This window comes from Mycobacterium colombiense, from assembly GCF_003284935.1.
In the GTDB taxonomy this organism is placed as follows: Bacteria; Actinomycetota; Actinomycetes; order Mycobacteriales; family Mycobacteriaceae; genus Mycobacterium; species Mycobacterium arosiense_A.
In genome coordinates, this window is sequence record NZ_QMEV01000014.1 from 63,395 (window position 1) to 86,396 (window position 23,002).

The 23,002-nt window shown below is 67.8% G+C and carries 22 protein-coding genes; 15 read left to right on the forward strand and 7 right to left on the reverse strand.

The window, feature by feature from the left end:
- Positions 1-72: 72 nt before the first annotated feature.
- The gene (locus DQP57_RS09665; protein ID WP_112632758.1) at positions 73-1,770 is read right to left on the reverse strand and encodes an acyl-CoA dehydrogenase; all 1,698 of its coding nucleotides are present in this window, start codon (positions 1,768-1,770) and stop codon (positions 73-75) included.
- Positions 1,771-1,905: 135 nt separating this feature from the next.
- Here DQP57_RS09665 and DQP57_RS09670 point away from each other — a divergent pair, with 135 nt between their 5' ends.
- The 8 genes from DQP57_RS09670 to DQP57_RS09705 all read left to right on the forward strand — a co-directional run bounded on the left by DQP57_RS09670 (position 1,906) and on the right by DQP57_RS09705 (position 9,223).
- Entirely contained in the window at positions 1,906-2,967 is a 1,062-nt protein-coding gene (locus DQP57_RS09670) for a 4,5-dihydroxyphthalate decarboxylase (RefSeq protein WP_240631721.1), read from the forward strand.
- Positions 2,967-3,956 (forward strand): amidohydrolase family protein, encoded by a 990-nt coding sequence (locus DQP57_RS09675; protein ID WP_112632760.1) that lies wholly within the window; start codon positions 2,967-2,969, stop codon positions 3,954-3,956. Before DQP57_RS09670 ends, DQP57_RS09675 begins: the two co-directional genes overlap by 1 nt.
- A gap of 59 nt (positions 3,957-4,015) precedes the next feature.
- A complete protein-coding gene (locus tag DQP57_RS09680; RefSeq protein ID WP_112632761.1) occupies positions 4,016-4,996 on the forward strand; it encodes a phosphotriesterase-related protein in 981 nt (326 codons plus the stop codon).
- Positions 4,989-6,461 (forward strand): AMP-binding protein, encoded by a 1,473-nt coding sequence (locus DQP57_RS09685; RefSeq protein ID WP_112632762.1) that lies wholly within the window; start codon positions 4,989-4,991, stop codon positions 6,459-6,461. The genes DQP57_RS09680 and DQP57_RS09685 overlap by 8 nt, the downstream gene beginning before the upstream one ends.
- 48 nt (positions 6,462-6,509) lie before the next feature.
- Positions 6,510-6,986 carry a YbjN domain-containing protein gene (locus DQP57_RS09690; RefSeq protein WP_112632763.1) on the forward strand — a complete coding sequence of 159 codons (477 nt, stop codon included), beginning with the start codon at positions 6,510-6,512 and terminating at the stop codon, positions 6,984-6,986.
- A 214-nt stretch (positions 6,987-7,200) separates the two neighbouring features.
- Positions 7,201-7,500 carry a hypothetical protein gene (locus DQP57_RS09695; protein WP_240631722.1) on the forward strand — a complete coding sequence of 100 codons (300 nt, stop codon included), beginning with the start codon at positions 7,201-7,203 and terminating at the stop codon, positions 7,498-7,500.
- A gap of 2 nt (positions 7,501-7,502) precedes the next feature.
- Positions 7,503-8,627: a hypothetical protein gene (locus tag DQP57_RS27140; protein WP_240631723.1), complete on the forward strand. Its 1,125-nt coding sequence runs from the start codon at positions 7,503-7,505 to the stop codon at positions 8,625-8,627.
- Between the two features lie 188 nt (positions 8,628-8,815).
- A complete protein-coding gene (locus DQP57_RS09705; protein WP_133259232.1) occupies positions 8,816-9,223 on the forward strand; it encodes a hypothetical protein in 408 nt (135 codons plus the stop codon).
- Positions 9,224-9,228: 5 nt separating this feature from the next.
- Here DQP57_RS09705 and DQP57_RS09710 read toward each other — a convergent pair whose 3' ends face one another.
- Positions 9,229-10,404, reverse strand: coding sequence for an acyltransferase family protein (locus DQP57_RS09710; protein ID WP_112632765.1), 1,176 nt, complete (start codon positions 10,402-10,404; stop codon positions 9,229-9,231).
- A gap of 179 nt (positions 10,405-10,583) precedes the next feature.
- Here DQP57_RS09710 and DQP57_RS09715 point away from each other — a divergent pair, with 179 nt between their 5' ends.
- Both DQP57_RS09715 and DQP57_RS09720 read left to right on the forward strand, forming a co-directional pair.
- Positions 10,584-11,855: a DUF3068 domain-containing protein gene (locus DQP57_RS09715; RefSeq protein WP_165821787.1), complete on the forward strand. Its 1,272-nt coding sequence runs from the start codon at positions 10,584-10,586 to the stop codon at positions 11,853-11,855.
- Positions 11,856-11,876: 21 nt separating this feature from the next.
- Positions 11,877-13,598: a hypothetical protein gene (locus DQP57_RS09720; RefSeq protein WP_112632767.1), complete on the forward strand. Its 1,722-nt coding sequence runs from the start codon at positions 11,877-11,879 to the stop codon at positions 13,596-13,598.
- On the opposite strand, the gene DQP57_RS09725 is transcribed toward DQP57_RS09720, so the two are convergent.
- Positions 13,578-14,744: a glycosyltransferase family 4 protein gene (locus DQP57_RS09725; protein WP_112632768.1), complete on the reverse strand. Its 1,167-nt coding sequence runs from the start codon at positions 14,742-14,744 to the stop codon at positions 13,578-13,580. The genes DQP57_RS09720 and DQP57_RS09725 overlap by 21 nt on opposite strands.
- A gap of 77 nt (positions 14,745-14,821) precedes the next feature.
- On the opposite strand from DQP57_RS09725, the gene DQP57_RS09730 reads away from it, so the two are divergent.
- From DQP57_RS09730 to DQP57_RS09740, 4 genes are all read left to right on the forward strand, one after another.
- Entirely contained in the window at positions 14,822-15,592 is a 771-nt protein-coding gene (locus DQP57_RS09730) for a class I SAM-dependent methyltransferase (RefSeq protein ID WP_112632769.1), read from the forward strand.
- A 41-nt stretch (positions 15,593-15,633) separates the two neighbouring features.
- Positions 15,634-17,100 (forward strand): aldehyde dehydrogenase, encoded by a 1,467-nt coding sequence (locus tag DQP57_RS09735; protein ID WP_112632770.1) that lies wholly within the window; start codon positions 15,634-15,636, stop codon positions 17,098-17,100.
- A gap of 333 nt (positions 17,101-17,433) precedes the next feature.
- Positions 17,434-17,565, forward strand: coding sequence for a hypothetical protein (locus tag DQP57_RS27430; protein ID WP_255361682.1), 132 nt, complete (start codon positions 17,434-17,436; stop codon positions 17,563-17,565).
- Positions 17,566-17,654: 89 nt separating this feature from the next.
- Entirely contained in the window at positions 17,655-18,242 is a 588-nt protein-coding gene (locus DQP57_RS09740) for a TetR/AcrR family transcriptional regulator (protein ID WP_112632771.1), read from the forward strand.
- A gap of 5 nt (positions 18,243-18,247) precedes the next feature.
- Here the strand turns inward: DQP57_RS09740 and DQP57_RS09745 are convergent, their stop codons facing one another.
- Together DQP57_RS09745 and DQP57_RS09750 are read right to left on the reverse strand one after the other, a co-directional pair.
- Positions 18,248-18,544 carry a hypothetical protein gene (locus DQP57_RS09745; RefSeq protein WP_067124006.1) on the reverse strand — a complete coding sequence of 99 codons (297 nt, stop codon included), beginning with the start codon at positions 18,542-18,544 and terminating at the stop codon, positions 18,248-18,250.
- Positions 18,545-18,564: 20 nt separating this feature from the next.
- On the reverse strand, positions 18,565-20,091 hold the full coding sequence (locus DQP57_RS09750) for a class I adenylate-forming enzyme family protein (RefSeq protein WP_112632772.1): 1,527 nt from the start codon (positions 20,089-20,091) through the stop codon (positions 18,565-18,567).
- Between the two features lie 232 nt (positions 20,092-20,323).
- Between DQP57_RS09750 and DQP57_RS09755 the strand changes: the two genes are divergently transcribed.
- Positions 20,324-20,659, forward strand: coding sequence for a hypothetical protein (locus DQP57_RS09755; protein WP_205869081.1), 336 nt, complete (start codon positions 20,324-20,326; stop codon positions 20,657-20,659).
- 1 nt (position 20,660) lies between these two features.
- Here the strand turns inward: DQP57_RS09755 and DQP57_RS09760 are convergent, their stop codons facing one another.
- Entirely contained in the window at positions 20,661-21,455 is a 795-nt protein-coding gene (locus DQP57_RS09760) for a crotonase/enoyl-CoA hydratase family protein (protein ID WP_430918661.1), read from the reverse strand.
- Between the two features lie 132 nt (positions 21,456-21,587).
- A complete protein-coding gene (locus DQP57_RS09765) occupies positions 21,588-22,997 on the reverse strand; it encodes a WS/DGAT/MGAT family O-acyltransferase (protein WP_112632774.1) in 1,410 nt (469 codons plus the stop codon).
- Positions 22,998-23,002 lie beyond the last annotated feature (5 nt).

Here is a 23,002-nt window from a genome sequence, read left to right on the forward strand (position 1 = left end):
GGGGTTTGGACGGTTGTCATCCTGCCGAGCGTGAAACTAACTTCACGTTCGGTGCCGCGAGGCGACGCGCAGCTACGGCCGCATGCGGTACGCGCCGCTGAGCGGCAGCACGTGCTCTTTCCAGATCTGGTCATAGCGCGACGGGTCGTACACAGGACGACGGATCATCCGCGTAGCGAAACGGGCCTGCGCGTCGGTGGTCGACGGCTTGTCGTTGAGCTCGACGGCATAGCCGTTGAAGTCGCGAACCAGCACCGCGAAGATCGCGTCGGTCAGCGTCTCGTCGATGTCGGAGAGCGCGGCCTCCTCCAGGATGAGCTGCGCGTAGGGCACCGTCGCGAACAGCTGCCCGACCGCGAACGCGAAGTCAATGTCCTTCTGCTGCGCGGCATCCGGGGTGGCGCCGGCCAGCATGTCCGCGAGCACGTCGATCTGCGAGCGCAGCAGCGCGACGTTGGGCAGGTGCCCGAAGCTGTCGAACGGCGCCCGCCAGTCGTGGAAGCGCACCTTGCCCAGGCCGCCGGTGGGCCCCTGCGCGAACAGAAAGGTGTCGTCGGCCGCGTCGTCGCGGCGGGGAATCAACGGCAGCGCGCTGTTGGGGGCGAACAGGAAGTTCGGCATGAACTTGCCCAACAGCCCGATGTTGATGTGAACGGTGCCCTCCAGCCTTGGCAGCAGGCCGATCTCGCGGGTCATCGCCTCGAAGATGGTGTCCTTCTCCACGCCCTTGGCGGCGATGACGTCCCACAGCGCGGTGATGACGCGTTCACCCTCGCTGGTGATCTTCGCCTTGGTGAGCGGGCTGTAGAGCAGGTAGCGGCGGTCGGAGGCCGACGCGCTGCGCATGTAGTCGCATGCCCGGGTGGCGACCAGCCGCATCCCGACCAGCCGCGCGTAGGCGTCGGTGAGCAGGCGACGCACGTGGGTGAAGTCGGTGACGACGGTCCCGTACAGGATCCGGTTGGACGCGTGGGTGACCGCCTCGTACATCGCGTGGGTACACATGCCGACCGCGCCCCAGCCCAGGTTGTACTTGCAGACGTTGACGGTGTTGAGCGCCGCGTGGAAGGCCTCGGGGCCGCGGTGCAGGATGTCGGCCTCGGTGACCGGGTAGTCGCGCAAGGCGTAGTTGGCGACGAAGTTCTGCGAGTTCACCACGTTTTTGATCAGCTCGTAGCGCTCGTGCTGCGAGTCGGCGGCGAAGAACACGTACTCGTCGGTGCCGTCGAACTTGCCGAAGGTCGAGACCATCCGGGCCACGTTGGCGTTGCCGATGTAGTACTTCTCGCCATTGGCCACCCAGCCCTGGTCCGCCGGCGTCAGGTTCATGTCGGTCTGGTAGACGTCCGCGCCGTGCGTCTGCTCCGACAGGCCGAAGGCGAACACCTCGCCGGCCTCGAGCAGCGCGGCGGCCTTGCGCTTGGCGTCCTCGTTGGCGCTCATCCAGATCGGGCCCAGGCCCAGGGCGGTGACCTGGAAGGGGTACCAGTAGTTCAGCCCGTAGAAGCCGACGATCTCGGCGAACGCACTGATCCGGTAGGTGTCCCAGCGGCAGTCGTCCGCCCCGTAGCCGCTCGGGGTCAGCAACGAGGCGAAGATGCGCTCCCGGCCGACGTGGTCCAAAAACTCCGAGTACCACACTCGTTCGTGGTCGTCGGCCTTCAGCCGGGCCTTGCCCCGCGACTCGAAGAAGTCCACCGTCGCGGCCATGATCTCCGCCGAGCGGCGGTCCGGGTACTGGCGTTGCAGGTGGTTGGGATTGAGCAACATGACGTGACTCCCAGCGGGTTCTCGACCAAGACGAGGGTGACGGTACTGCAATCGCTCGGCCGTCGGGAGTGCCTAAGAAATCGGCACGGCAGGTCTTCCACGGTTCGACCCGATTCTCACGAATGAGACAACCGCATGCCGTTCCAGTCGCACCCAGACCGGGTACGCCACAACGATGACCACTTGGCACAAGGACTTGTAGTGACCGCCATGAAAATTGATCTTGCCTTCTGGGATTACGACCGGACACGGGGGCTGACCGATGGCACAGTCGAGATCGACGGTGTGGACGCCCGCTTCCACAGCGCTCGTATCGTCACCGAGATCTTCGAGCCAATGATCCGCCAGCACGCATTCGACGTGTCAGAACTCGGCCTGACCTACTTCCTGCGCACGATGGATTTCGACGACCCGCCGTTTCTGGCGATCCCCGTGTTTCCAAACCGCTGCTTTCGGCATTCGGCGATCTACGTCAACAAGGACAGCGACATCACGCGGCCGCAGGACCTAGCCGGCAAGACGGTCGGCGAACTCGCCGTCTACGGCCACGATGCCGGGGTGATGCCGAAGGGAATACTGTCGGATGAGTTCGGTGTGACGCCCGAGCAGTGCCGGTGGATCGTCGGTCCGATCGACTTCCCCATGGCACCAGTTGATTTCATACCGCAACCACACCCTGCCGACGTCGAGGTCACCTGGACCGGCGATGATCTGGGCAAGCAACTGGAGGCGGGCCAGATCGACGCCCTGATCTCGGCCGACGTGCCCGAGTGCGTGCTGCACAAGTCGCCCCAAGTTGGGCGTTTGTTCGATGACTACGAAACGGTCGAGCGCGACTACTACCAGCGCACCGGAATCTTTCCGATCATGCACACGGTCGTGGTCCGCAAAGATCTGGCCGCCCAGCGGCCCGACATCGTGAGCGCCGTCTACCGGGGCTTCTGCGATGCCAAGGACGCAGCTGCCGAGCAGCTGGTGAAGGGCATGACCTTCAACAACATGGCCAGCATGGTGCCTTGGTTGACCAAGCGCATCGAGAACGACCGAGATCTCCTGGGCCACGATTGGTGGCCCTACGGCGTCAGCGCCAACCGCGCGGCGCTCGACGCGGTCCTGCGCTATCACTACGAGCAGGGCCTCACCAGCCGCAGGTTCACCTGTGAGGACGTGTTTGTCGACTATCTCCTGGACACCTGATGAAAATCGTCGGGCTCGAAGAGCATTTCGCCACCTCCGAGGTAATCGCCGCCTGGCAAAGGGTGGACCCGGAGCAACGCGATCTCGCAATCGAAATGTCCACCGGAAACGATAACGAGCGTCTGTTGCTCGACCTCGCCGACCACAGGATCGCCCGAATGGACGAGGTCGGCGTCGACGTTCAGGTGCTATCGCTGACGACACCGGGCGTGCAAAGTGTCGAGCCGAGCTGTGCAGTACCGCTTGCGGGTGCCGCCAACGACCGGATGGCCGAGATCATCCGCGCCCGGCCCGACCGATTTCAGGGCTTCGCCACCCTTCCGACCACCGCGCCGGGTGAGGCCACGCGGGAGCTGCGACGGGCCGTGGCCGAACTAGGCCTCAACGGAGCGATGCTGTTCGGTCGTACCGGTGCGGACAACCTCGATCACCCCGATTTCCTACCGATCCTGGAGGCCGCCGCCGAACTGCGCGCACCCCTTTACCTGCACCCACAATCGCCGCTGCCGACGGTTCGGAACGCGTATTACGGCGGGTTCGACTGCGCCCTTGAGACGGCATTCGCCACGGCAGGGATCGGCTGGCACTACGAAACCGGTATCCAAGCGCTCCGCCTGGTGTTGTCCGGTGTGTTCGAGCGGCTGCCCGACCTGCAGATCATCCTTGGCCACTGGGGCGAGGTCACACTGTTTTATCTGGATCGGATTGACATGCTGAGCGCTCCAGCACACTTGCCGCGCAACGTATCCGAATACTTCGCCACCAATGTGTCGGTCACGCCGAGTGGAATCTTCAGCCAGCGATACCTGCAGTGGGCGATCGACATCCTGGGCATCGACCGAATCCTGTTTGCCACCGACTACCCCTTCGTACTCTTCGACAACGGCGCAGCATCACGCTTTCTCGAGGAGGCGGACCTCAGTGCTGCCGATCGCGACAAGATCGGTTTCGGCAACTGGGCCAGGCTCTGCGCCGACATCCAGCGCTGACAGTGGTCGCTCGGCAAAGGCGATGCCAAACCACGCAGCATGGTTCTACCATCAGTGGCGTGTCAGAACTCAATACCGCTCGGGGGTCCATCGATACTGCCGATCTCGGCGTCACGCTCATGCATGAGCACGTGTTCATCATGACCACCGAGATCGCCGAGAACTATCCCGAAGCGTGGGGCGACGAGGACAAGCGCGTCGCCGACGCCGTGAACCGGCTCAACGAACTCAAGGCCCGCGGCGTGGACACCATCGTCGACCTCACCGTGATCGGCCTGGGCCGCTACATTCCGCGGATCGCCCGGGTCGCGGCCCAGACCGAGCTGAATATCGTTGTGGCGACTGGCCTTTACACCTACAACGACGTCCCGATGTACTTCCACTACCTCGGTCCGGGCGCACTGGCGGGCGGCCCGGAGATCATGACCGACATGTTCGTCCGCGACATCGAGCAGGGCATCGCCGACACCGGCATCAAGGCCGGGATCCTCAAGTGCGCGACCGACGAACCCGGCGTCACACCGGGCGTCGAGCGGGTGCTGCGCGCGGTCGCCCAGGCGCACAAGCGCACCGGTGTGCCGATCTCGACGCACACCCACGCGGGGCTGCGGCGCGGGCTCGAGCAGCAGCGCATCTTCGAAGAAGAGGGCGTCGACCTGAGCCGGGTGATCATCGGGCACTCCGGCGACAGCACCGACATCGGCTACCTCGAGGAGCTCATCGCCGCCGGCTCCTACCTCGGGATGGACCGCTTCGGCATCGACGCGTTCCTGCCCTTCGAGGATCGGGTGAACACGGTGGTGCAGATGTGCGAGCGCGGACACGCCGACAAGATGGTGCTCTCGCACGACGCCAACTGTTACTTCGATGCGATCCCGGAGGAGCTGGGGTCGCAGATGCTGCCGAACTGGCACTACCTGCACATCCACAACGACGTCATCCCGGCGCTCAAGGAGCGCGGCGTCACCGACGAGCAGCTGCATACGATGCTGGTCGACAACCCGCGCCGCATCTTCGAGCGGCAGGGCGCGTATGAGTGAGCCGATCCCGCCGATCGGCACGCAGATTTCGGCACTGGCCGAACTCGCCCCCGACGAGCCGGCGGTCACCTGCGACGGCATCACCCTCACCCGCGCCCAGCTCGACCGCTCGACGAATCGGCTGGCCCGCGCCTACGCCGAGCGCGGTGTGGGTGTCGGTGACTACGTGACCATGGTGCTGCCGAATTCGGTCGAGTGGATCCAGGCCGCGGTGGCGTGCTGGAAGCTGGGCGCGGTGCCGCAGCCGTTGTCCGCCCGGTTGCCCGACGCGGAGTTGCAGGCCCTGCTGGACTTGCGGCCACCCGCCCTGCTGGTCGGGCGCGACCACCCTGGAATGGCAAGCGTGCCAGCAGGTTTCGAGCCCGATCCGACGTTGTCCGACGCGGCGTTGCCCGAGGCGGTGTCGCCGGTGTGGAAGGCGATGGGATCCGGCGGCAGCACCGGGCGGCCCAAACTGATCGAATCCGGCGGCGACAGCCGGATACCGTCGGCGATCGGCTACCCGCTGGGCGCCCAGGAAGGCGACACCACCCTGGTGCCGGTGCCGTTGAGCCACAACACCGGTTTCAGTACCGCGACGATCGCGCTGCTGATGCGCCATCACCTGGTGCTGATGAGCCGGTTCGACCCCGAGCGGTTTCTGCGACTTATCGCCGACCACCGCGTGACGTTCCTGACGACGGTGCCGACGATCATGCAGCGGACGCTGCCGGTCTACCAGGCCGACCCGGATACCTACGACCTGTCGTCGATCCGCCGGTTCTGGCATCTGGGCGCGCCCTGCCCGCCCGCCATCAAGCAGGCATGGATCGACCTGCTGGGCCCGGAGAAAGTCTGGGAGCTCTACGGCGGCACCGAATTACAGGCGCTGACCTTCATCTCCGGGGACCAATGGCTGGCGCACCGCGGCTCGGTCGGCGTGGTGGTCGCCGGGGAGATGAAGGTGCTCGACGACGACGGCAATCCCTGCCCGCCCGGGGTCGTCGGCGAGATCTATATGCGGCCCGGCCCGGACAGCGCGCCCACCTACCGCTACGTCGGCGCCACGGCGAAAAGCCGCGACGGCTGGGACTCACTGGGTGATCTGGGCTATTTCGACGCCGACGGCTTCCTGTACCTCTCGGACCGGCGGGTCGACATGTTCACCGTCGGCGGCCGCAACGTCTACCCCGCCGAGATCGAGAACGCGCTCTCGGCGCACCCGGACGTGTTGTCCTGTCTGGTCGTCGGCGTCCCCCACGACGACCTGGGCCAGGTGCCGTACGCGCTGGTGCACCCGCAAGAAGGTTCCGCTCTGGATTCCGTTGGTGTGCAAGCGTTTCTGCGCGACCACGTGGCCGGGTACAAGGTGCCACACACCGTCGAGTTCGTCGACACCCCGCTACGCGACGACGCCGGCAAGGCCCGCCGGTCGGCGGTCCGCGAACAGATCATCGAGCGTCTGGCGGCCGCGGAAGCCAGCTGACCGACGCCGCCAAGGATTCTCCAAGGACGCCGCACCATCGTCGGGGACATGCGGATCGAGCCGTTGAGTACCGAGCTGATCGAACGTTATCTGCGCTCGCGCCAGCTGCGGTTCTTCCGCAGCGACGACGGCGAGGAGTTCCTGCTGCTGTCCAGCTACGAGCGCGGCAAGCTGCACGTCAACCTGCGGGTCAACGGTTTACGGCGCGACTTGCTGGAGATCTCGATCAGCCCGTCCGCCTACTACCCGGCCGGCGAGCGCCCACGCCTGATGGAACTGATGAACGATTGGAACCGAGACACCTACTGGCCCAAGTTGTTTCTGCGCGAGACGGCTCAGCCCAGCCACGTCAGCGTCGTCGGTGAGAACGCCTACCTGCTCAGCGACGGCATCCATCTCGAGGCGCTGGGCAATCTCATCGAATCGGCCGTCGAGTACGGGCGCGATCTGTTCGCCAAGATCGAGCGGGCCATCTGTCTACCGTCCGCGCACGAGCTGGAAGAGTGGATGGACCGCACCGGCTAGGGCGCGATCACGTCGGCTTCCGCGTCGACACCTGGGTCCAAGCGAAGCCGGCCCACTCAACAATGACGTGTACGGGTTAAAGGTCGCATGACATGCCTGTAGCAAGCCGGCCAAATTAAGTGCGAGTGCCGCCAGCGGTGAAGGCCTGCTAGGCAGTTCATAGACGATGATAGGTGAATGGCTCGGACCCTCTCGATTGCCTACACTTTCGCTTGTGCAGGAGACGTTGCGGGTAAATAACGCAGGCGTGCAAGCGATAGCGGCCCGCTGGGCCGTCTCTGCGGACGATTTGAACGCGATGGTGTCGCCGGCGACTTTCGGATTGTCATGGCAGCCCAGCGCGACGGCAGTCAACGCCGCCCACGCCGATGTCACAGTCTTCACCGCGGCACTGGCCGCTCGGGTAGGGTCCACCGCTACGCACGTCTCTGAAGCAGACCGCCGTTATCTTGCCAACGAGAACCGATCGGCTAATCAGCTGGCCTCTGTGGTGCAGCCCGTGATAAGCGTGTAGCGATGGCCACGGTCGCAGGGGTTCCTGGCCTGTCGGCGGTGTTGACCTGGCCGACCGACCATCTCACTGAGGCGGCCGCCCACTGGGAGACCGTGGCCGAGCGCAGCTATGCGCTGTCCCACCAGGTATGGCGGGACGCCGCTTCGGTCGATTGGCGAGGCGAAGCCGCTACGGCGCTGCGCGTCGCGACGCGCGCTGACATGGAAACCGTCAGCTCAGCTGCCGACCAGCTGCAGGCGGCTGCACGCGTGGCGCGCAACGGCGCCTCTGACTTATATGCCGCCCGCTCCCGAGTCCGCTACGCCATACAGGATGCCCAATCGGCGGGATATAAAGTCGGCGAAGACCTTTCCGTCACAGATCGCATGGTTGGCGGATCGACCGCGCAGCGGGCCGCCCGCCAATCCCAAGCGCAAGTCCTCGCCGGCGAGATCCGCCGGCGCGCCGCACAATTGGTCGCCCTAGACCAACAAGTCGCCGGGAAAATTACCGCCGCAGTGGCCGGTGTCAGCGACACTTTCCCGCAACGTCCGGCCTTCGACAGTCCACCGAAGGACAACCCCGTCCACACCGTCGACAGTCACACCTTCAAAGACGACCCAGCCCCGCAGCCATGGCAACCACCCCCGCCGCCATACCCCCAAGGCAAGCCTGTAGGCCCCGGCTTGCCGCCCGAAGGTGTTCGCCCGCCTGTCGATGGACCGGTGACCGTCGGACCGGCTAGTAAGCCGAGCGCCCAAGCAAAGGGCGAACAGCACTTGTGGGACAAGAACGGCGGCGAGTGGCGGTACGACCCTGGCCAAGATCGGTATCACTACCCGCACTGGGACTACAACCCGCACAACGCGCCGAACAGCAGGTGGGGCAACGTCGGAATCAACGATCTTCCAACTCACAAGGAAGCGTCAGCCCCACCGCGCTCGGGGACGGTCGGTATCCCGCCCACCGCCCCCCAACCCCCAGCTCCTGCACCTAAACTGCCAGCGCCGAAGCTGGGTGAGGAACCGGTAATCGGCGGCGGACCTTCTTTTGGACCGCAAGTGATCCCGCCGCCACATGCTCATAAACACTGGCTCGGCGAAACCAACATCGAAGAATGGGAAGAAGGCCCGGCCGGCAGCCACTGATTTGCTTCTGAAGCAAATAGGCTCACCCGCAATCGGTCCCGACCACTATGCACTGCTGCGGCCCTCACGCCGAACACTTTGATCCCAGCGGTGAACCTGTTCGAGACACAAGATGGTAGGACCGGGGTGCAATTAGCGCAGCCGCCAACAGCTTCCGGCCATTAACATTTGTTTGACAATGAGAAAGCATGGTGCTTATGAGCGTGATTTATGCCGAACTGGCCGAAAAGCTGTACATGGGCGACGATGCGGTGCTGCTGGCGATGGATACCGCTGGCGTCGACACTGTCCTTGCGGCACTGACTGAGGCCGCACAACAGGCTTCAGCCCGGCTGGACCACGGGGCAACGATTCACCAGTTCATCATCGAGCCGGAAGCTGCCGAGATTGAATTTCGCGACGGCGCCGTGGTGTGGCGGTTGGACGCGGCCGTTGCCGCGGAGATCATCGAATTGCTGACGGAAATGCATGATCACCCCGGCTCGGGCCACCACTATGTGGACATCTCCAAGCCCGCCGACTTGCTCGTACTGTCGATGAACGAGTACCCCCTGAACCTCTTACCTCCCGAAGCCGTATACCCGCGCCCGAGCTGAAACTCCTAGGGCGCGATCGCGTCCGCCTCGGCGTCGACACCCCGAGCCGACTCGCCCGGCCTCTCGCGTTTCTCCCAGCGGCGCAACGCTTCTCGACACGGCGACTCGACCAGCGCATAGCTGACCGCGGCGATCGCGAAGCCGAAGAGCAGCGTCAGCACCAGCACCGTGGGCATGCGGCCGGTGAAGGGGAACGTCCCGAGCACCGGGAACACCATGGCCAGCGCCGCCAGGTGCCAGACGAACAGCCCGTAGGACCATCGCCCCAGGGTCACCATGGCGGTGGTCCCCAGGATGCGGTGCGGGGTGTCGACGCGGTCCAGCACCAGCGGGGCGACGAGCGCGAAGGCCACCAGCGAACCCATGGCGGTCTTCACCGCGAACTGGGCCGGCGTGCCCGGCACCAAGCCTTCGGGGCCCGCCAGCGGGGACGCCGCGACCAGGTAGGCGCCCACCGCGACGGCGGCCATTACCAACCGCCGGCGCGCGACGCGGTGTGGCAACCCGACACCGCTGTGCACCCACTCGGCCAGCAGCATGCCGGCGGCGAACCAGGAGAAGAACGCCGGCGGCCAGTTGAGCGGATTGCTGCCGGAGCCGGAGTCGGCCCCGAAGAGCCATCCCCACGCCCAGCTGAGCGCCCCCAACGCGGCGATCGCCGGGACCCGGCCCCGCATCGGTAGGCGGCGGGCCAGCAGCGCGAGGATCGGCAGCGCCAGGTAGAAACTGACCTCGACGGACAGGCTCCACATCTGGGTCAGCCCGCCGGTCAGCGTTAGCGGCACGTAAATCTGGGTGAGCGTCAGGTTGGCCAGCCAGACCGTCAGGCTGGCGTGGTCGGCGTCGGGCAACAGCGTCAGGATCACGATCACCACGACCACATAGGCCGGCATGATGCGGACCACCCGCGACCGCAGGTAGTGGCCGGTGGCCGGGCGCGGCCCCAAACCTCGTGCGGCCGCGGCATGCCCGCGCCACAACAGAAAACCCGACAGCGCGAAGAACACCGCCACGGCCAGGTCGAAGCGGCCGAACAGCCTGCCCGTCGCGCCGCTGGAATGCCCGGTCTGGAACGCGACATGCGTGACCACCACGCCCATGGCCGCGCACGCGCGCATGCCTTCCACGGCCGGCAGGAAGCTGCGCACCCCACCCACCCGCTGGTCGTCGCTCACCACCACAGTTTGCCTGTGCCGCGCGGCCGGGCGAATGGGCACACCGGGGGCCCGTCCGCGCGAGCAACAGGTTCGTAAGTCGCTGCCTTACTTTCTGCTGTTAGGGTCGAACGAGTTTGCCCCGGGCTGCCTGCTCGGGGCGGGTCGCGGCTGATGAAGCACGAAAATGAGGAGGGCACAGCGACGTGAACCGAGCAGTCATGTTGCGGTTCGCCGCATGCGGGATCATCGGACTCGGAGCTGCCCTGCTGATCGCCGCGCTGCTGTTGACGACGTACACCACCAGCAGGATCACCAAGGTCCCCCTGAACATCGACGCGACGCTGATCGGTGACGGCACGGGGACCGCGCTGGACTCCGGGTCGTTGTCGACCGACCACGTCGTCGTCAACCAGAACGTGCCGCTGGTCTCCCAGCAGCAGATCAGCGTGGAGTCGCCCGCCAACTCCGACGTGGTCACGCTGCAAGTCGGAAGTTCGTTGCGCCGCACGGACAAGCAGAAGGACAGCGGGTTGCTGCTGGCGATCGTCGACACCGTCACGCTCAACCGCAAGACCGCGCTGGCCGTCTCCGACGACACCCATGCCGGCGGTTCGGTCCAGAAGCCGCGTGCCGTCAATGACGAAAACCCGCCCACCGCGATGCCGCTGCGGCACGAGGGGCTGTCCTACCGGTTCCCGTTCCACACCGAGAAGAAGACCTACCCCTACTTCGATCCGATCGCGCAGAAGGCGTTCGACGTCAACTACGACACCCAGGAAGACGTCAACGGCCTGACCACGTACAAGTTCACCCAGAACGTGGGCTACAACGCCGACGGCAAGCTGGTGGCCCCGGTGGCCTACCCGTCGCTGTTGGCGGGCAACGAGGACGCCAAGCAGACCACGTCGGCGTCGATGTGGGGCGTGCAGGGCGGTGACCCGAACGAACAGATCACCATGACCCGCTACTACGCGGCGCAACGCACCTTCTGGGTGGATCCCGTGTCGGGCACCATCGTCAAGCAGACCGAGCACGCCGATCACTACTTCGCCCGCGATCCGCTCAAGCCGGAGCTCACGCTGGCCGACTACAAGGTCACCTCGAACGAGGACACCATCGAATCCCAGGTGAACGCCGCCCGCGATGAGCGCGACCGGCTGGCGCTGTGGTCGCGGGTGCTGCCCATCACCTTCACCGCGGTCGGCCTGATCGCGCTGATCGGCGGCGGGCTGCTCGCATCGTTCAGCCTGCGCAGCGAGAGCGCGCTGACCGACCCCGGCCTGGACCGCGGCGACCAGGACTTCTTCGGCCGCAGCGGCCTCGAGGAACCGGTGCCCGGCGCCGAAGCCGAAACCGAGAAGCTGCCCACCCAGCGGCCCGAGGCGCGTCAGGAGCCCGGCACGCCCGGCCCGGAGGAGCCCACCGAGGCGGGGCCCACCGAGGCGAAGCCGCCCGGCACGCACGACCGGGAATAGCCCGGCCCGGATGCGTTAACCGTGCGCTGGACCCGACCCGGGTACGCACTGGTCTTGGCGCTGCTGGTGGTCGGGCCGCTCCTGACGCCCGGATACCTGCTGCTGCGTGACGCGGTGTCGACGCCGCGGTCCTACCTGTCCGACACCGCGCTGGGGCTCACGTCGGCGCCACGCGCCACCCCGCAGGATTTCGCGGTCGCGCTGGCCTCCCAACTGATCGACGGCGGCGTCGTGGTCAAGGCGCTGCTGGTGGCGGGGCTGTGGCTGGCGGGATGGGGCGCGGCCCGGCTCGTTGCGGTCGCGCTGCCCTGCGCGGGCGCGCCCGGCCAGTTCGTCGCCACCACCGTGGCGATCTGGAATCCCTATGTCGCGGAACGGCTTCTGCAGGGGCATTGGAGCCTGCTGGTCGGCTACGGCTGCCTGCCCTGGGTAGCCGCGGCGATGCTGACGCTGCGGACGGCACCGAACTCAAGCCGGTTCGGGTTCTTCGCACTGGCCTTCTGGATCGCGCTTGCCGGGCTGACCCCGACGGGCCTGCTGCTCGCCGCGACGGTGGCGCTGGCCTGCCTGGCGGCGCCCGGTCCCGGCCGGGGGCGCGGGTGGTGCGCCGGGGTTGCGTTGGGCGCCGCCCTGGTGGCGGCGGCCCCATGGCTGACGGCGTCGGCGATGGGTTCGTCGTTGACCGCGCACACGGCGGCCAACCGGCTAGGGGTCGAGGCCTTCGCCCCCCGCGCCGAGCCGGGGCTGGGCACCCTGGGCAGCCTGGCCAGCCTCGGCGGAATCTGGAACGGCGACGCCGTACCCGGTTCGCGCACCACGCTTTTCGCGGTGTTCTCGGCGGTGGTGCTGTTGGGCGTGGTGGCCGCGGGGTTGCCGACGGTCGTCCGGCGCCCCGCGGTGGTGCCGCTGCTGGCGCTGGCGGCCGTGTCCGTGCTGATCCCGGCGGCGCTGGCCACCGGGCCGGGCGTGGCGCTGCTGGGCACGGTGGTCGACGCCGTGCCCGGCTTCGGGGTGCTACGCGACGGGCAGAAGTGGGTGGCGCTGGCGATGCCCGGCTACGCGCTGGCCGGGGCCGGCGCGGTGGTGACGCTGCGCCGCTGGCTCCGACTCCCCGGCGGCGGCGCCCCGGCGCTGGTCTGCTGTCTGGCGCTGTTGCTGGCGCTGCCGGACCTGGGCTGGGGGGTGTTCGGCAAGGTGGCGCCCGTGCACTATCCGCGCGGCTGGGCCGCCGTCGCTGCGGCGATCGACGCCCAGCCGGGCGCAGTGGCGGTGTTGCCGGCCGGCACCATGCGGCTGTTCTCCTGGTCGGGCGCGGCGCCGGTGTTGGATCCGCTGCCCCGCTGGGTGCGCGCCGACGTGCTGAGCACCGGCGACTTGGTGATCTCGGGGACCACCATCACCGGCGAAGGCGCGCACGCCCGCGCGGTCCAGCAGCTCCTGTTGTCCGGCCCGGACCCGTCGGCGCTGGCCGCGGCCGGGGTGGCCTGGCTGGTGGTCGAATCCGACAGCGCCGGGGACATGGGGGCGGCCGCACGCACCCTGGGGGCGATGGCACCGGTCTATCGCGACCACGAGATCGCGCTCTACCGGATCGGCGGGCGGACCGCCACGGTGGCCGCCGGTCAGCGGACCGCCACGGTGATCGCGCACCTGGCGTGGCTGGCGATGTTGATCAGCGCCGGCGCCGGCGCGGTGATCGGCGCGTGGCGGCGCCGCGCCCGCTCAGCCCCGCCCGGTGACTAGCCCGTTGACCGTGCGGCCGGCCTGCACCGCTTCCAGCACGCCGCACATCGCGTCGGCGCTTTGCGTCCAGGAGAATTCGCCGCTGCGGGTGTGCGCCTTGGCGCCCAGTTGATCGCGCAGGACCGGATCGGCGAGCAGTTCTTCGAGCCGATCCACCAGCTCGGCGTGGCTGTCCACCAGGATCCCGGTCACCTCGTCGACGATCGAGTCCGACAGTCCGCCCGAGGATCGGTAGCCGATGGTCGGCACCGCGTGCTGGGCCGCCTCGACGACGGCCAGGCCCCAGCCCTCCTTGCGCGAGGGCAGCAGGTGCACCCAAGCCCCTTGCAGCACATGGTGTTTGGTGAGGTCGTCAACGTGACCGTGAAACGTCACCGCCGAACAGATGCCGAGCCGAGCCGCGTGCTCGACGAGCCTGCCGCGCCACCAGCCGTCGCCGACGATGTCCAGGTGCAGACCCGGTATCCGCGGCAACAGCCGCGCGACCGCATCCAGGGCGTCCTCGATCTGCTTGTGCGGCACCAGCCGCGAGAGCACCACCACCCGCGGCGCCGCCGAGCGGGGGCCGGACAGGGATTGCGCCGGCGCCCGGTCGACGCCGTTGCGCACCACCGCGATCCGGGCGCCGTCGACGCCCAGGGCGACCAGGTCGCGCGCCGACGGCAGCGACACCGTCACGTACTGGTTGTGCCGGTTCACCCGCGGCGACAGCGTCGACTCGACGAACCAGCCGAGCCGGCCGAGCACCGGGCCCGCCACCGGCCACTGCTCGCGGTGGCAGTGATGCACCAACACCACCACCCGGCGGCCATAGATCAGCCGGGCCAGAAAGGGCAGGCCGTTCTGGGTGTCGACGACCACGTCGGGCCGCACCCTGCGCAGCGGGCCGAGCCCGAGCCGGGCCCAGAACATCGCCAGCAACGCCCACACGTACACCGAATAGCGGCCGCCGGCACGGTCGATCCGCACGCCGTCGACGACCTCGCGGCGCGGCGCACCGCGATAGCGGGCGGTGCGCAGCGTGACGGCGATGCCGGACGCGGCCAGCTGCGCGCCGATGCGCTGTAAATACGCCTCACTGCCGCCGCCCTGCGGGTGCCCGGTATCGCGCCAGCACAGCAGCAGCACGGAGCGCAAGGAAGACATCGATGGCCAGCCTAACCGGCGGCGATACGCGCCGGCGGCATGCCGACGGTTCCGGCCGCCTCCGTAGGGTGTGCCCGGTGGGCGCCACCGACCTCTTCGCGCGCCGGGCGACGCTGGCCCGCTCGGTGCGGCTGCTGTCGGAGTTTCGCTACGAGCAGTCGGATCCGGCCCGGTTCTACGGCGCCCTGGCCGCCGATACCGCCGCGATGGTGGGCGACCTGTGGCGCGGCACCCACGGCGGTTCACCGGCCGGGCGCACGCTGCTCGACGTCGGCGGAGGCCCCGGCTACTTCGCGGCGGCCTTCACCGATGCCGGGGTCCGCTATGTCGGGGTCGAACCCGACCCCCGCGAGATGCACGCGGCCGGGCCCGCCGGTGTCCGCACGGCGGCGCCATGCGTGCGCGCCTCGGGGATGGCGCTGCCCTTCGCCGACGACTCCGTGGACATCTGCCTGTCCTCCAACGTCGCCGAGCATGTGCCGCGGCCCTGGCAGCTGGGCACCGAGATGCTGCGGGTCACCAAGCCCGGCGGGCTGGCCGTGCTGTCCTACACGGTCTGGCTGGGGCCCTTCGGTGGCCATGAGATGGGCCTGACGCACTACCTAGGCGGCGCCCGGGCCGCCGCGCGATACACCCGCAAGCACGGCCACCCGCCCAAAAACAACTACGGGTCGTCGTTGTTCGAGGTGTCCACCGCCGACGGTCTGGCCTGGGCGGCCAATACCGGGGCCGGCGTGGCCGCATTTCCCCGCTACCACCCGCGATGGGCGTGGTGGCTGACCTCGGTGCCGCTACTGCGCGAGTTCCTGGTCAGCAATCTGGTGCTGGTCCTGCAACCCCAAGAGTGAAACGTGTTCTCGTTTTGCGTCGCCTTGGGTAGGGTGGCGCCATGACCGAGAGCAAGACCGAATACGACAAGCTTTTCATCGGCGGCAAGTGGACCGAACCGTCCACCTCCGATGTCATCGAGGTGCACTGTCCGGCCACCGGCGAGTACGTCGGGAAGGTGCCGCTGGCCGCGGCCGCCGACGTCGACGCCGCGGTCGCCGCGGCGCGCGCGGCCTTCGACAACGGCCCCTGGCCCACCACCCCGCCGAAGGAGCGCGCGGCCGTGATCGCCAACGCGCTCAAGCTGATGGAGGAGCGCAAGGACCAGTTCACCCAGCTGCTGGCCGCCGAGACAGGGCAGCCGCCGACCAGCGTCGAGACGATGCACTGGATGAGCTCGATCGGGGCCCTGAACTTCTTCGCCGGCCCCGCCGTCGACCAGGTCAAGTGGAAAGAGGTCCGCACCGGCGGCTACGGGCAGAGCATCGTGCACCGCGAGCCGATCGGCGTCGTGGGCGCGATCGTCGCGTGGAACGTGCCGCTGTTTTTGGCCGTCAACAAGCTGGGCCCGGCGCTGCTGGCCGGCTGCACGGTGGTGCTCAAGCCGGCCGCCGAAACCCCTTTGAGTGCAAACGCTTTGGCGGAGGCCTTCGCCGAGGCCGGGCTGCCCGAGGGCGTGCTGTCGGTGGTGCCCGGCGGGATCGAGACCGGGCAGGCGCTGACGTCGAACCCGGACGTCGACCTCTTCTCCTTCACCGGCAGCTCGGCCGTCGGCAAGGAGATCGGCCGTCGCGCCGCGGACATGCTCAAGCCGTGCACGCTGGAGCTGGGCGGAAAGTCAGCGGCCATCGTGCTCGACGACGTCGACCTGGCCGCGTCGATCCCGATGCTGGTGTTCTCCGGGATCATGAACAGCGGACAGGCCTGCGTGGCCCAGACCCGCATCCTGGCCCCCCGGTCGCGGTATGACGAAATCGTGGACGCCGTAAGCGCTTTCGTTCAGGCGCTGCCGGTGGGCCTGCCGTCGGACCCGGCCGCCCAGATCGGCTCGCTGATCTCGGAGAAGCAGCGCGCCCGGGTCGAGGGCTACATCGCCAAGGGCATCGAGGAGGGCGCAAGGCTGGTGACCGGCGGCGGCCGCCCGGAGGGTCTGGACAGCGGATTCTTCGTGCAGCCAACGGTTTTCGCCGACGTCGACAACAAGATGACGATCGCCCAGGAAGAGATCTTCGGCCCGGTCCTGTCGATCATCCCTTATGACACCGAAGAGGACGCGATCAAGATCGCCAACGACTCGGTGTACGGCCTGGCCGGCAGCGTGTGGACCGCCGATGTGCAGCGGGGCATCGAGGTCTCGGAGAAGATCCGCACCGGGACCTACGCCATCAACTGGTACGCGTTCGACCCGTGCTGCCCGTTCGGCGGCTACAAGAACTCCGGCATCGGCCGTGAGAACGGGCCGGAGGGCGTCGAGCACTTCACCCAGCAGAAGAGCGTGTTGATGCCGATGGGCCACACCATCGAGTGACCCTGGCTTTCACCGCCGAGCGTGCACTCAGAGCGAATTTTCCGTCGATTTTTCGCCGTGGGTGCACGTTCGGCGTTTCAGCCTCGGCGCTCCCCGAGACGGGTCTGCCGGCGCGGGGCTGACGACCATCCGCTCAGCGAGCCGCACGCCTCGAAATTATGCTAAAGAGCATAATTTTGAGGTCGCTGTGCGCCGGCGCCCGCAAGCGGGGATGCGGCCAGCCTGCAATTTGTGCGACGTAGATCACACTTTGCCTGAGGAATTGCTTAGTTTACGGATGTCTTATATGTTTCATAGCATAATCTAGGGCCGATCACAGGCCGGGAGAACATCATGTGGATCATCGAGCTCAACGTCGCCGGCTATCAATACACCCGCGAGATGCCAGACTTGCGGCGCCGCACCTTCCGCTTCAGCCCCCGCCACATGCACTGGCCCGCGTTGCGGCACTCGCACGCTGCATGATCCCAGCTCCGGGAGGTGCTCCCACGTCAACGATCGATGAGGCCGCGCCGGGCCAGGGCCGGGCGAAACGCGGGGGCACCCGCACGAAGATGTTGGCCAGCGCCGCCGAAGTGATGCGCGAGCGCGGAGCCGCCGGCGTGACCATCGACGCGGTGCTCGCCCGCAGCGGCGCCCCGCGCGGTTCGGTGTACTACCACTTTCCCGACGGGCGCAACCAGATTCTGACCGAGGCGCTGCGCTACTCGGGTGACTCCATCACCGCCATGATCGACGACGCCGCCGGGCGGGGCGCCAGGGTGTTGCTGGCCGAGTTCGTCGGATTCTGGGAGCGGCTGCTCACCGACGGCGGTTTCACCGCCGGCTGTCCGGTCGTGGCGGCGGCGATCGGCTGTTCGGACGACGACGGTCCCAAGCTCTCCGCCGAGGCCGGCGCCATCCTGGGCCGCTGGTGCACCGCGCTCACCCGCGCATTCGTCAACGACGGCTTCGACGACGCCGACGCCGCCTCCCTGGCGGTGATGTCCATCGCCGCGCTGGAGGGCGCGATCGTGCTCTCCCGCTCCACCCGCAACGCGGGCCCGCTGCATCAGGTCGGCGAGCAACTCGAATTCCTGATCAAGGCAAAGGAATTCGTTGCCCGCAACAAGATTTCGGGCAAGCAGGACGCGGCGCGCTGACCCGCTCAGTCGCTGGCGGGTAGCGGCTTGACCTCTTTGAGCTGCAGGGCGGTCTGCCCGATGCTCAGGCTGCCCGCGCCCGGCTTGGTCACCAGCACCTCGGCGCCGGTCTCGTCGACGTAGCGCTTGCCCATGACCGTGCCGTCGGCGAACGCCGGGTCCAATTCGCCCGACCGCTCGCCCCCGACCGGCACCATCGGCGCACCGCCACACCGCAAGTCGTCCAGGCTGTCGGCGCTTCTGACGACGATCACCTGGGTGTCGCACACCTGGCTGGCGAGACGAGTTCCGTTCTTGATCATTGATTTCCGTCCTTGATCGCTTACTGCTGGGCCGGTGCGGCGCGCAATCCGGTGAGGGTCTGGATGATCTCCCGCCGCAAGACCTTGCCGGTCGCGGTGGTGGGCAGCTCGTCGCGAAACACTACCTCGTCGGGAGTGCGCGAACCGCGCAAACTCTTGCGGACGAATTCACGCAATTCCTCGGGGTCGGGGTCGGCGCCCGCCGCCGGCACCACCACCGCGACGATCGCCTGGCCCCACTGCGGGTCCTCGACGCCGACCACGGCGACGTCACGCACGTGCGGGTGCTCGACCAGGACCTCTTCCAGCTCGGCGGGCGCGATGTTCTCGCCGCCGCGGATGATGGTGTCGTCGCTGCGCCCGCCGATGAATAGGTAGCCCTCGTCGTCGAGCATGGCGATGTCCTTGGTGGGGAACCAGCCGTTGTCGTCGAGCACCGAGCCGATCCCCGTGTAGCGGCCCGACACCTGCTCGCCGCGCACGAACAGCTCGCCCGTCTGCCCCGGCGGCAGCACGTTGCCGGCCTCGTCGCGGATCTGCAGCTCGATGCCCGCCACCGCCTGGCCGACCGACCCCAGCCGCCGGGCGGCCTCGGCGGTCGACGCCGCCTGCGCGGCGCGATGGTCGTCGGGGGTGAGCACCGCGATCGTCGAGCTGGTCTCGGTCAGGCCGTAGGCGTTGACGAAGCCCACGTTGGGCAGCAGCTCGAGCGCGCGGCGGACCAGCGGCAGGCCCACTTTGGAACCGCCGTAGGCCAGGTTGCGCAGCGACGGCAGCTCGATGGCCGTTCCATCGCCGTTGTCCAGCACGCTGATGATGCGGTCCAGCATGGTCGGCACCACCGTCGCGGTGGTCACGTTCTCGGCGTTGATCAACCGAACCCATTCCTGCGCATCGAAATTGGGCAGATACACCATCTTGCGTCCGGCGTACAGATTCGACAGCGCGGCGCTGACCCCGGCGATGTGATACGGCGGCACGCAGATCAGCGCGGCGTCGGTGTCCTCCGCCGCCCCGAATTCCACCGTCCCGGTGATGTAACTGGTCAGGTTGTTGTGTGAGAGCTCGACGGCCTTGGGCTGCGAGGTGGTGCCGGAGGTGAACAGCACGATCGCGATGGAATCCGGGTCGGGAAACGCGGGAACCTCCGCGGCCTGGCCGCGATCGCGCGCGGCCTCCAGGAAATCGTCGGACACCATCGCGCGGTCGGACACCTCGCCGACGGCGTCGCGGTAGCGGCTGTCGACGATCACCAACGGCTCGGGCAGCCGTCCGATCAGCGCCTGGATGCCGTCGGCGGAGAGCCGGTAGTTGATCGGCGTGAAGGGCACGCCGGCGCGCGCCGCGGCGAAGATCAGCACCGGCAGCATCGCGCCGCCGGTGCCCACGTACGCGACGTGCTTGGCGTTCGACGCGGCGATCACCCCGGCGCCGCCGTCGGCGAGATCGCTGAGCTGTTGCGTTGTCAGCCGCAGGTCCCCCGACACCACGGCCGTGCGCTCGGCGTTGCCCGACGCGGCCATCTCGAGCAGCAACGAAATGCTCATCCTCGATCTTTCTCCGGTCTCAACACGTTACAAAGCTGGCCAAAAGTGTCATGCTCGACTGTAGTTTAGATCACGCAACTATCTTGCGGCCCAGCGCCGTCACCACGCCGCATCGCCCGAGCGTGCCGGCGAGGTTTACCCGCAGCTGGCGGTGGGTTAACCCACCCCGATGCCCGCCCGGACCCGCTTCACGGTGCCCGGCCCGTAGACCGCCGACCCGGTAAGGAACCACGTGGAATCGCCGACCCTCCGCCACGGACAGACCCGACTGGACACCACCACGATGACCCGACTGCGCGCCGGGCTGCCCGGCGACTACGGCGGCACCACCGGCTGCTGGTGGATCCCGATCGTCGGCCCGCTGATCGGCGCCGTCGTCGGCATCGTCATCTACGACTTCTTCATCGGCCACGTGCTGGAAGCCCGCACGACCATGCTGCTGACCCCCGAACCCGGGCTGGCTCCGCCGCCGACCACCGATGCCGCAGCGGCGGTGGCCGGCCCGGTCACCGCCGAGGACAGCGCGGACTCAGAAAGCCTTGCGGCCGAAGGGGATCGAGCTGCCTAACTCAGGTGCCCGTCCACTTGGGCGGGCGCTTCTCGGCGAAGGCGATCGCGCCCTCCTTGGCGTCGTTCGACGAGAACACCGGGCCCAGCAGCTTGTTCTGCTCGGCGAACATCTCCTCGGGGCTCCAGCCGCGGGACTCGACGATGATCCGCTTGGTGGCGGCCACCGCCAGCGGCCCGTTCGCCGCGATCTTTTCGGCCAGCGCTATCGCGGCGTCGAGCGCCGTGCCGGGCTCGGCCAGCACGTTGACCATGCCCAGCGCATGCGCGCGCTCCGCGCTCAGGTTCTCACCGGTCAGGGCCAGCTCCATGGCGATGGCCGACGGGATGCGCTGCGGCAGCCGCAGCAGCCCGCCGCCGCCGGCGACCAGCCCGCGCTTGACCTCCGGGATGCCGAACGCCGAATCCTTGGACGCCACGATCAGGTCGGTGGCCAGCGCCAGTTCGGTGCCGCCGGCCAGCGCGTAGCCCTCGACCGCCGCGATCAGCGGTTTGACCGGCGGACGCTCGGTGAAGCCCATGCCGCGGCCCTCCACGATGGGCAGCTCGCCGCGGGCGAAGGCCTTGAGGTCCATGCCCGCGCAGAACGAGCCCCCCGCGCCGGTGAGGATGCCCACCGAGAGGCCGGTCTCGTTGTCGAGCCGGTCCACGGCGGCGGCCAGGCCATTGGCCACCGCGGAGTTGACCGCGTTCTTGGCCTTGGGCCGGTTGATCGTGATGATGAGGATTCGATCCCGTTGTTCGACCAGGACTTCGGGTTCGTTGGCGTCGTCGTTCCCAGTGCTCACGTGCCGCACAGCTCCTTCAGGGAATGGGTGGCTTCCAGATAGCTCCTGTCGGACCGATGGTAACGGGCGCCGGAAATGGCGTTAACGTCCCGGCGAGATCCGGCTTACCGCCGACGGTGATCAGCTAGCGATCCGGCCCGATCACGCCGGGGCCATCGCGGCCTCGACGACCGTCAACTTTTCGGAAAGTCCTGCGGCCCTGCGTATTTCGATGAAGTCAGCGACCATGGCGTCGGAGACCTCGTGCGGGTCCTCCAGGGTGGACCCGTCGGTGAGCACCGAGATGTTGAGCTGATCGACGTAGCTCCACACGGTGATGTTCAGGCCGCTGCCCGCGGTCAACGGGCCCACCGAGTAGATCTCGGTGACCAGCGCCCCGCCCACCCGGCCGCGCTTGCGCGGGCCCGGAACGTTGGAGATGTTCAGGTTGAGGATCTTGTTGTGCCCGTCGCGACCGGACGCCCACCGGAAGAAGGCCTGGGTGGGCCGGGGCGGCATGTAGGCGGCCCACCGGCTGACCAGCTCCGGGCCCATCAGCTGGTTGCTTTCCTTGGCGGCGATGGCGTTCTCGTGGCTGCACCGCACCCGCTCCAGCGGGTCGTCGGAGTCCGTCGGCAGGCCCACCAGCACGCCGGTGAAGCGATTGCCCGAGATCCGTTCGGGCGAGAAGTCGAAACTCATGGGCACCGACGCCAACAGCGGTTCGGCCTTGCCGTCGTACCGCAGCAGCAGGGTGCGCAGCGCCCCGGTCGCCATGGCCAGCACCATGTCGTTGATCGTCGCCCCGAGCCGCTTGCCGGTCTCCTTGACGTCGGCCAGCGCCAGGGTGGCGGTGGCGAAGCGGCGTTCGGGGGTGATCTTGTGGTTCATGAAGGTCGGTGGCGGTTCGAAGGGCCGGGTCAGCTCCGGGGAGAACTTGCGCGAACTGCGGCGCACCCGGCCCAAACCCTGGGCGGTGTAGCGGATGGTGTGCGGCAGCCGTCCGACATGGCGCATGTGGTCGGCGAAGGCCGACGCCATCAGCTGCCGCGTGGTGGGGGGCGGGTCACAGGCGTACGGCTTGCCCTCCGGGCCCGGCTGCAAATCCATGCCGCGGGCCATCAGGTTCGCCGAGGCGACGCCGTCGGCCAGGGCGTGGTGAATTTTGCCGACGACCGCAATCCGGTTGTTGGCCAAGCCTTCCACGAAGTACATCTCCCACAGCGGGCGACTGCGGTCGAGCGGCGTGCTGGCGATTTGCCCGATGGCCTCGTCGAGTTCGCGCCGGCCTCCGGGGGGCGAGACCCGCCAGGGGCGGATGTGATAGTTCAGGTCGAGCTCGCAGTTCTCCCGCCACATCGGGTGGTGGAAGTGCAGCGGCACCTCGACGAGCTGGTAGCAGAACGGGTCTAGTTTGTGCAGCCGCCCGGCGATGACCTCGCGGAAGGTGTCGACGTCCAGTGACCGGCGGTCAGCGTCGAGCTCGATGACGGCGGCTTTGATGGTGTGCATGTGGACATTCGGCGCTTCGCTGTACAGCAGTACGGCGTCCCACCCGCTAAGCCTCTTCACCCCTG

Excerpts from the sequence above, each read along its gene's own strand:
- DQP57_RS09745 (WP_067124006.1), bottom strand. The coding sequence starts at position 18,544 with ATGATCAAGAACGGAACTCGTCTCGCCAGCCAGGTGTGCGACACCCAG.
- DQP57_RS09670 (WP_240631721.1), top strand. The coding sequence starts at position 1,906 with ATGCCGTTCCAGTCGCACCCAGACCGGGTACGCCACAACGATGACCAC.
- DQP57_RS09685 (WP_112632762.1), top strand. The coding sequence starts at position 4,989 with ATGAGTGAGCCGATCCCGCCGATCGGCACGCAGATTTCGGCACTGGCC.
- DQP57_RS09735 (WP_112632770.1), top strand. The coding sequence starts at position 15,634 with ATGACCGAGAGCAAGACCGAATACGACAAGCTTTTCATCGGCGGCAAG.
- DQP57_RS09675 (WP_112632760.1), top strand. The coding sequence starts at position 2,967 with ATGAAAATCGTCGGGCTCGAAGAGCATTTCGCCACCTCCGAGGTAATC.
- DQP57_RS27430 (WP_255361682.1), top strand. The coding sequence starts at position 17,434 with ATGTGGATCATCGAGCTCAACGTCGCCGGCTATCAATACACCCGCGAG.
- DQP57_RS09750 (WP_112632772.1), bottom strand. The coding sequence starts at position 20,091 with ATGAGCATTTCGTTGCTGCTCGAGATGGCCGCGTCGGGCAACGCCGAG.
- DQP57_RS09665 (WP_112632758.1), bottom strand. The coding sequence starts at position 1,770 with ATGTTGCTCAATCCCAACCACCTGCAACGCCAGTACCCGGACCGCCGC.
- DQP57_RS09740 (WP_112632771.1), top strand. The coding sequence starts at position 17,655 with ATGTTGGCCAGCGCCGCCGAAGTGATGCGCGAGCGCGGAGCCGCCGGC.
- DQP57_RS09725 (WP_112632768.1), bottom strand. The coding sequence starts at position 14,744 with ATGTCTTCCTTGCGCTCCGTGCTGCTGCTGTGCTGGCGCGATACCGGG.
- DQP57_RS09690 (WP_112632763.1), top strand. The coding sequence starts at position 6,510 with ATGCGGATCGAGCCGTTGAGTACCGAGCTGATCGAACGTTATCTGCGC.
- DQP57_RS09705 (WP_133259232.1), top strand. The coding sequence starts at position 8,816 with ATGGTGCTTATGAGCGTGATTTATGCCGAACTGGCCGAAAAGCTGTAC.
- DQP57_RS27140 (WP_240631723.1), top strand. The coding sequence starts at position 7,503 with ATGGCCACGGTCGCAGGGGTTCCTGGCCTGTCGGCGGTGTTGACCTGG.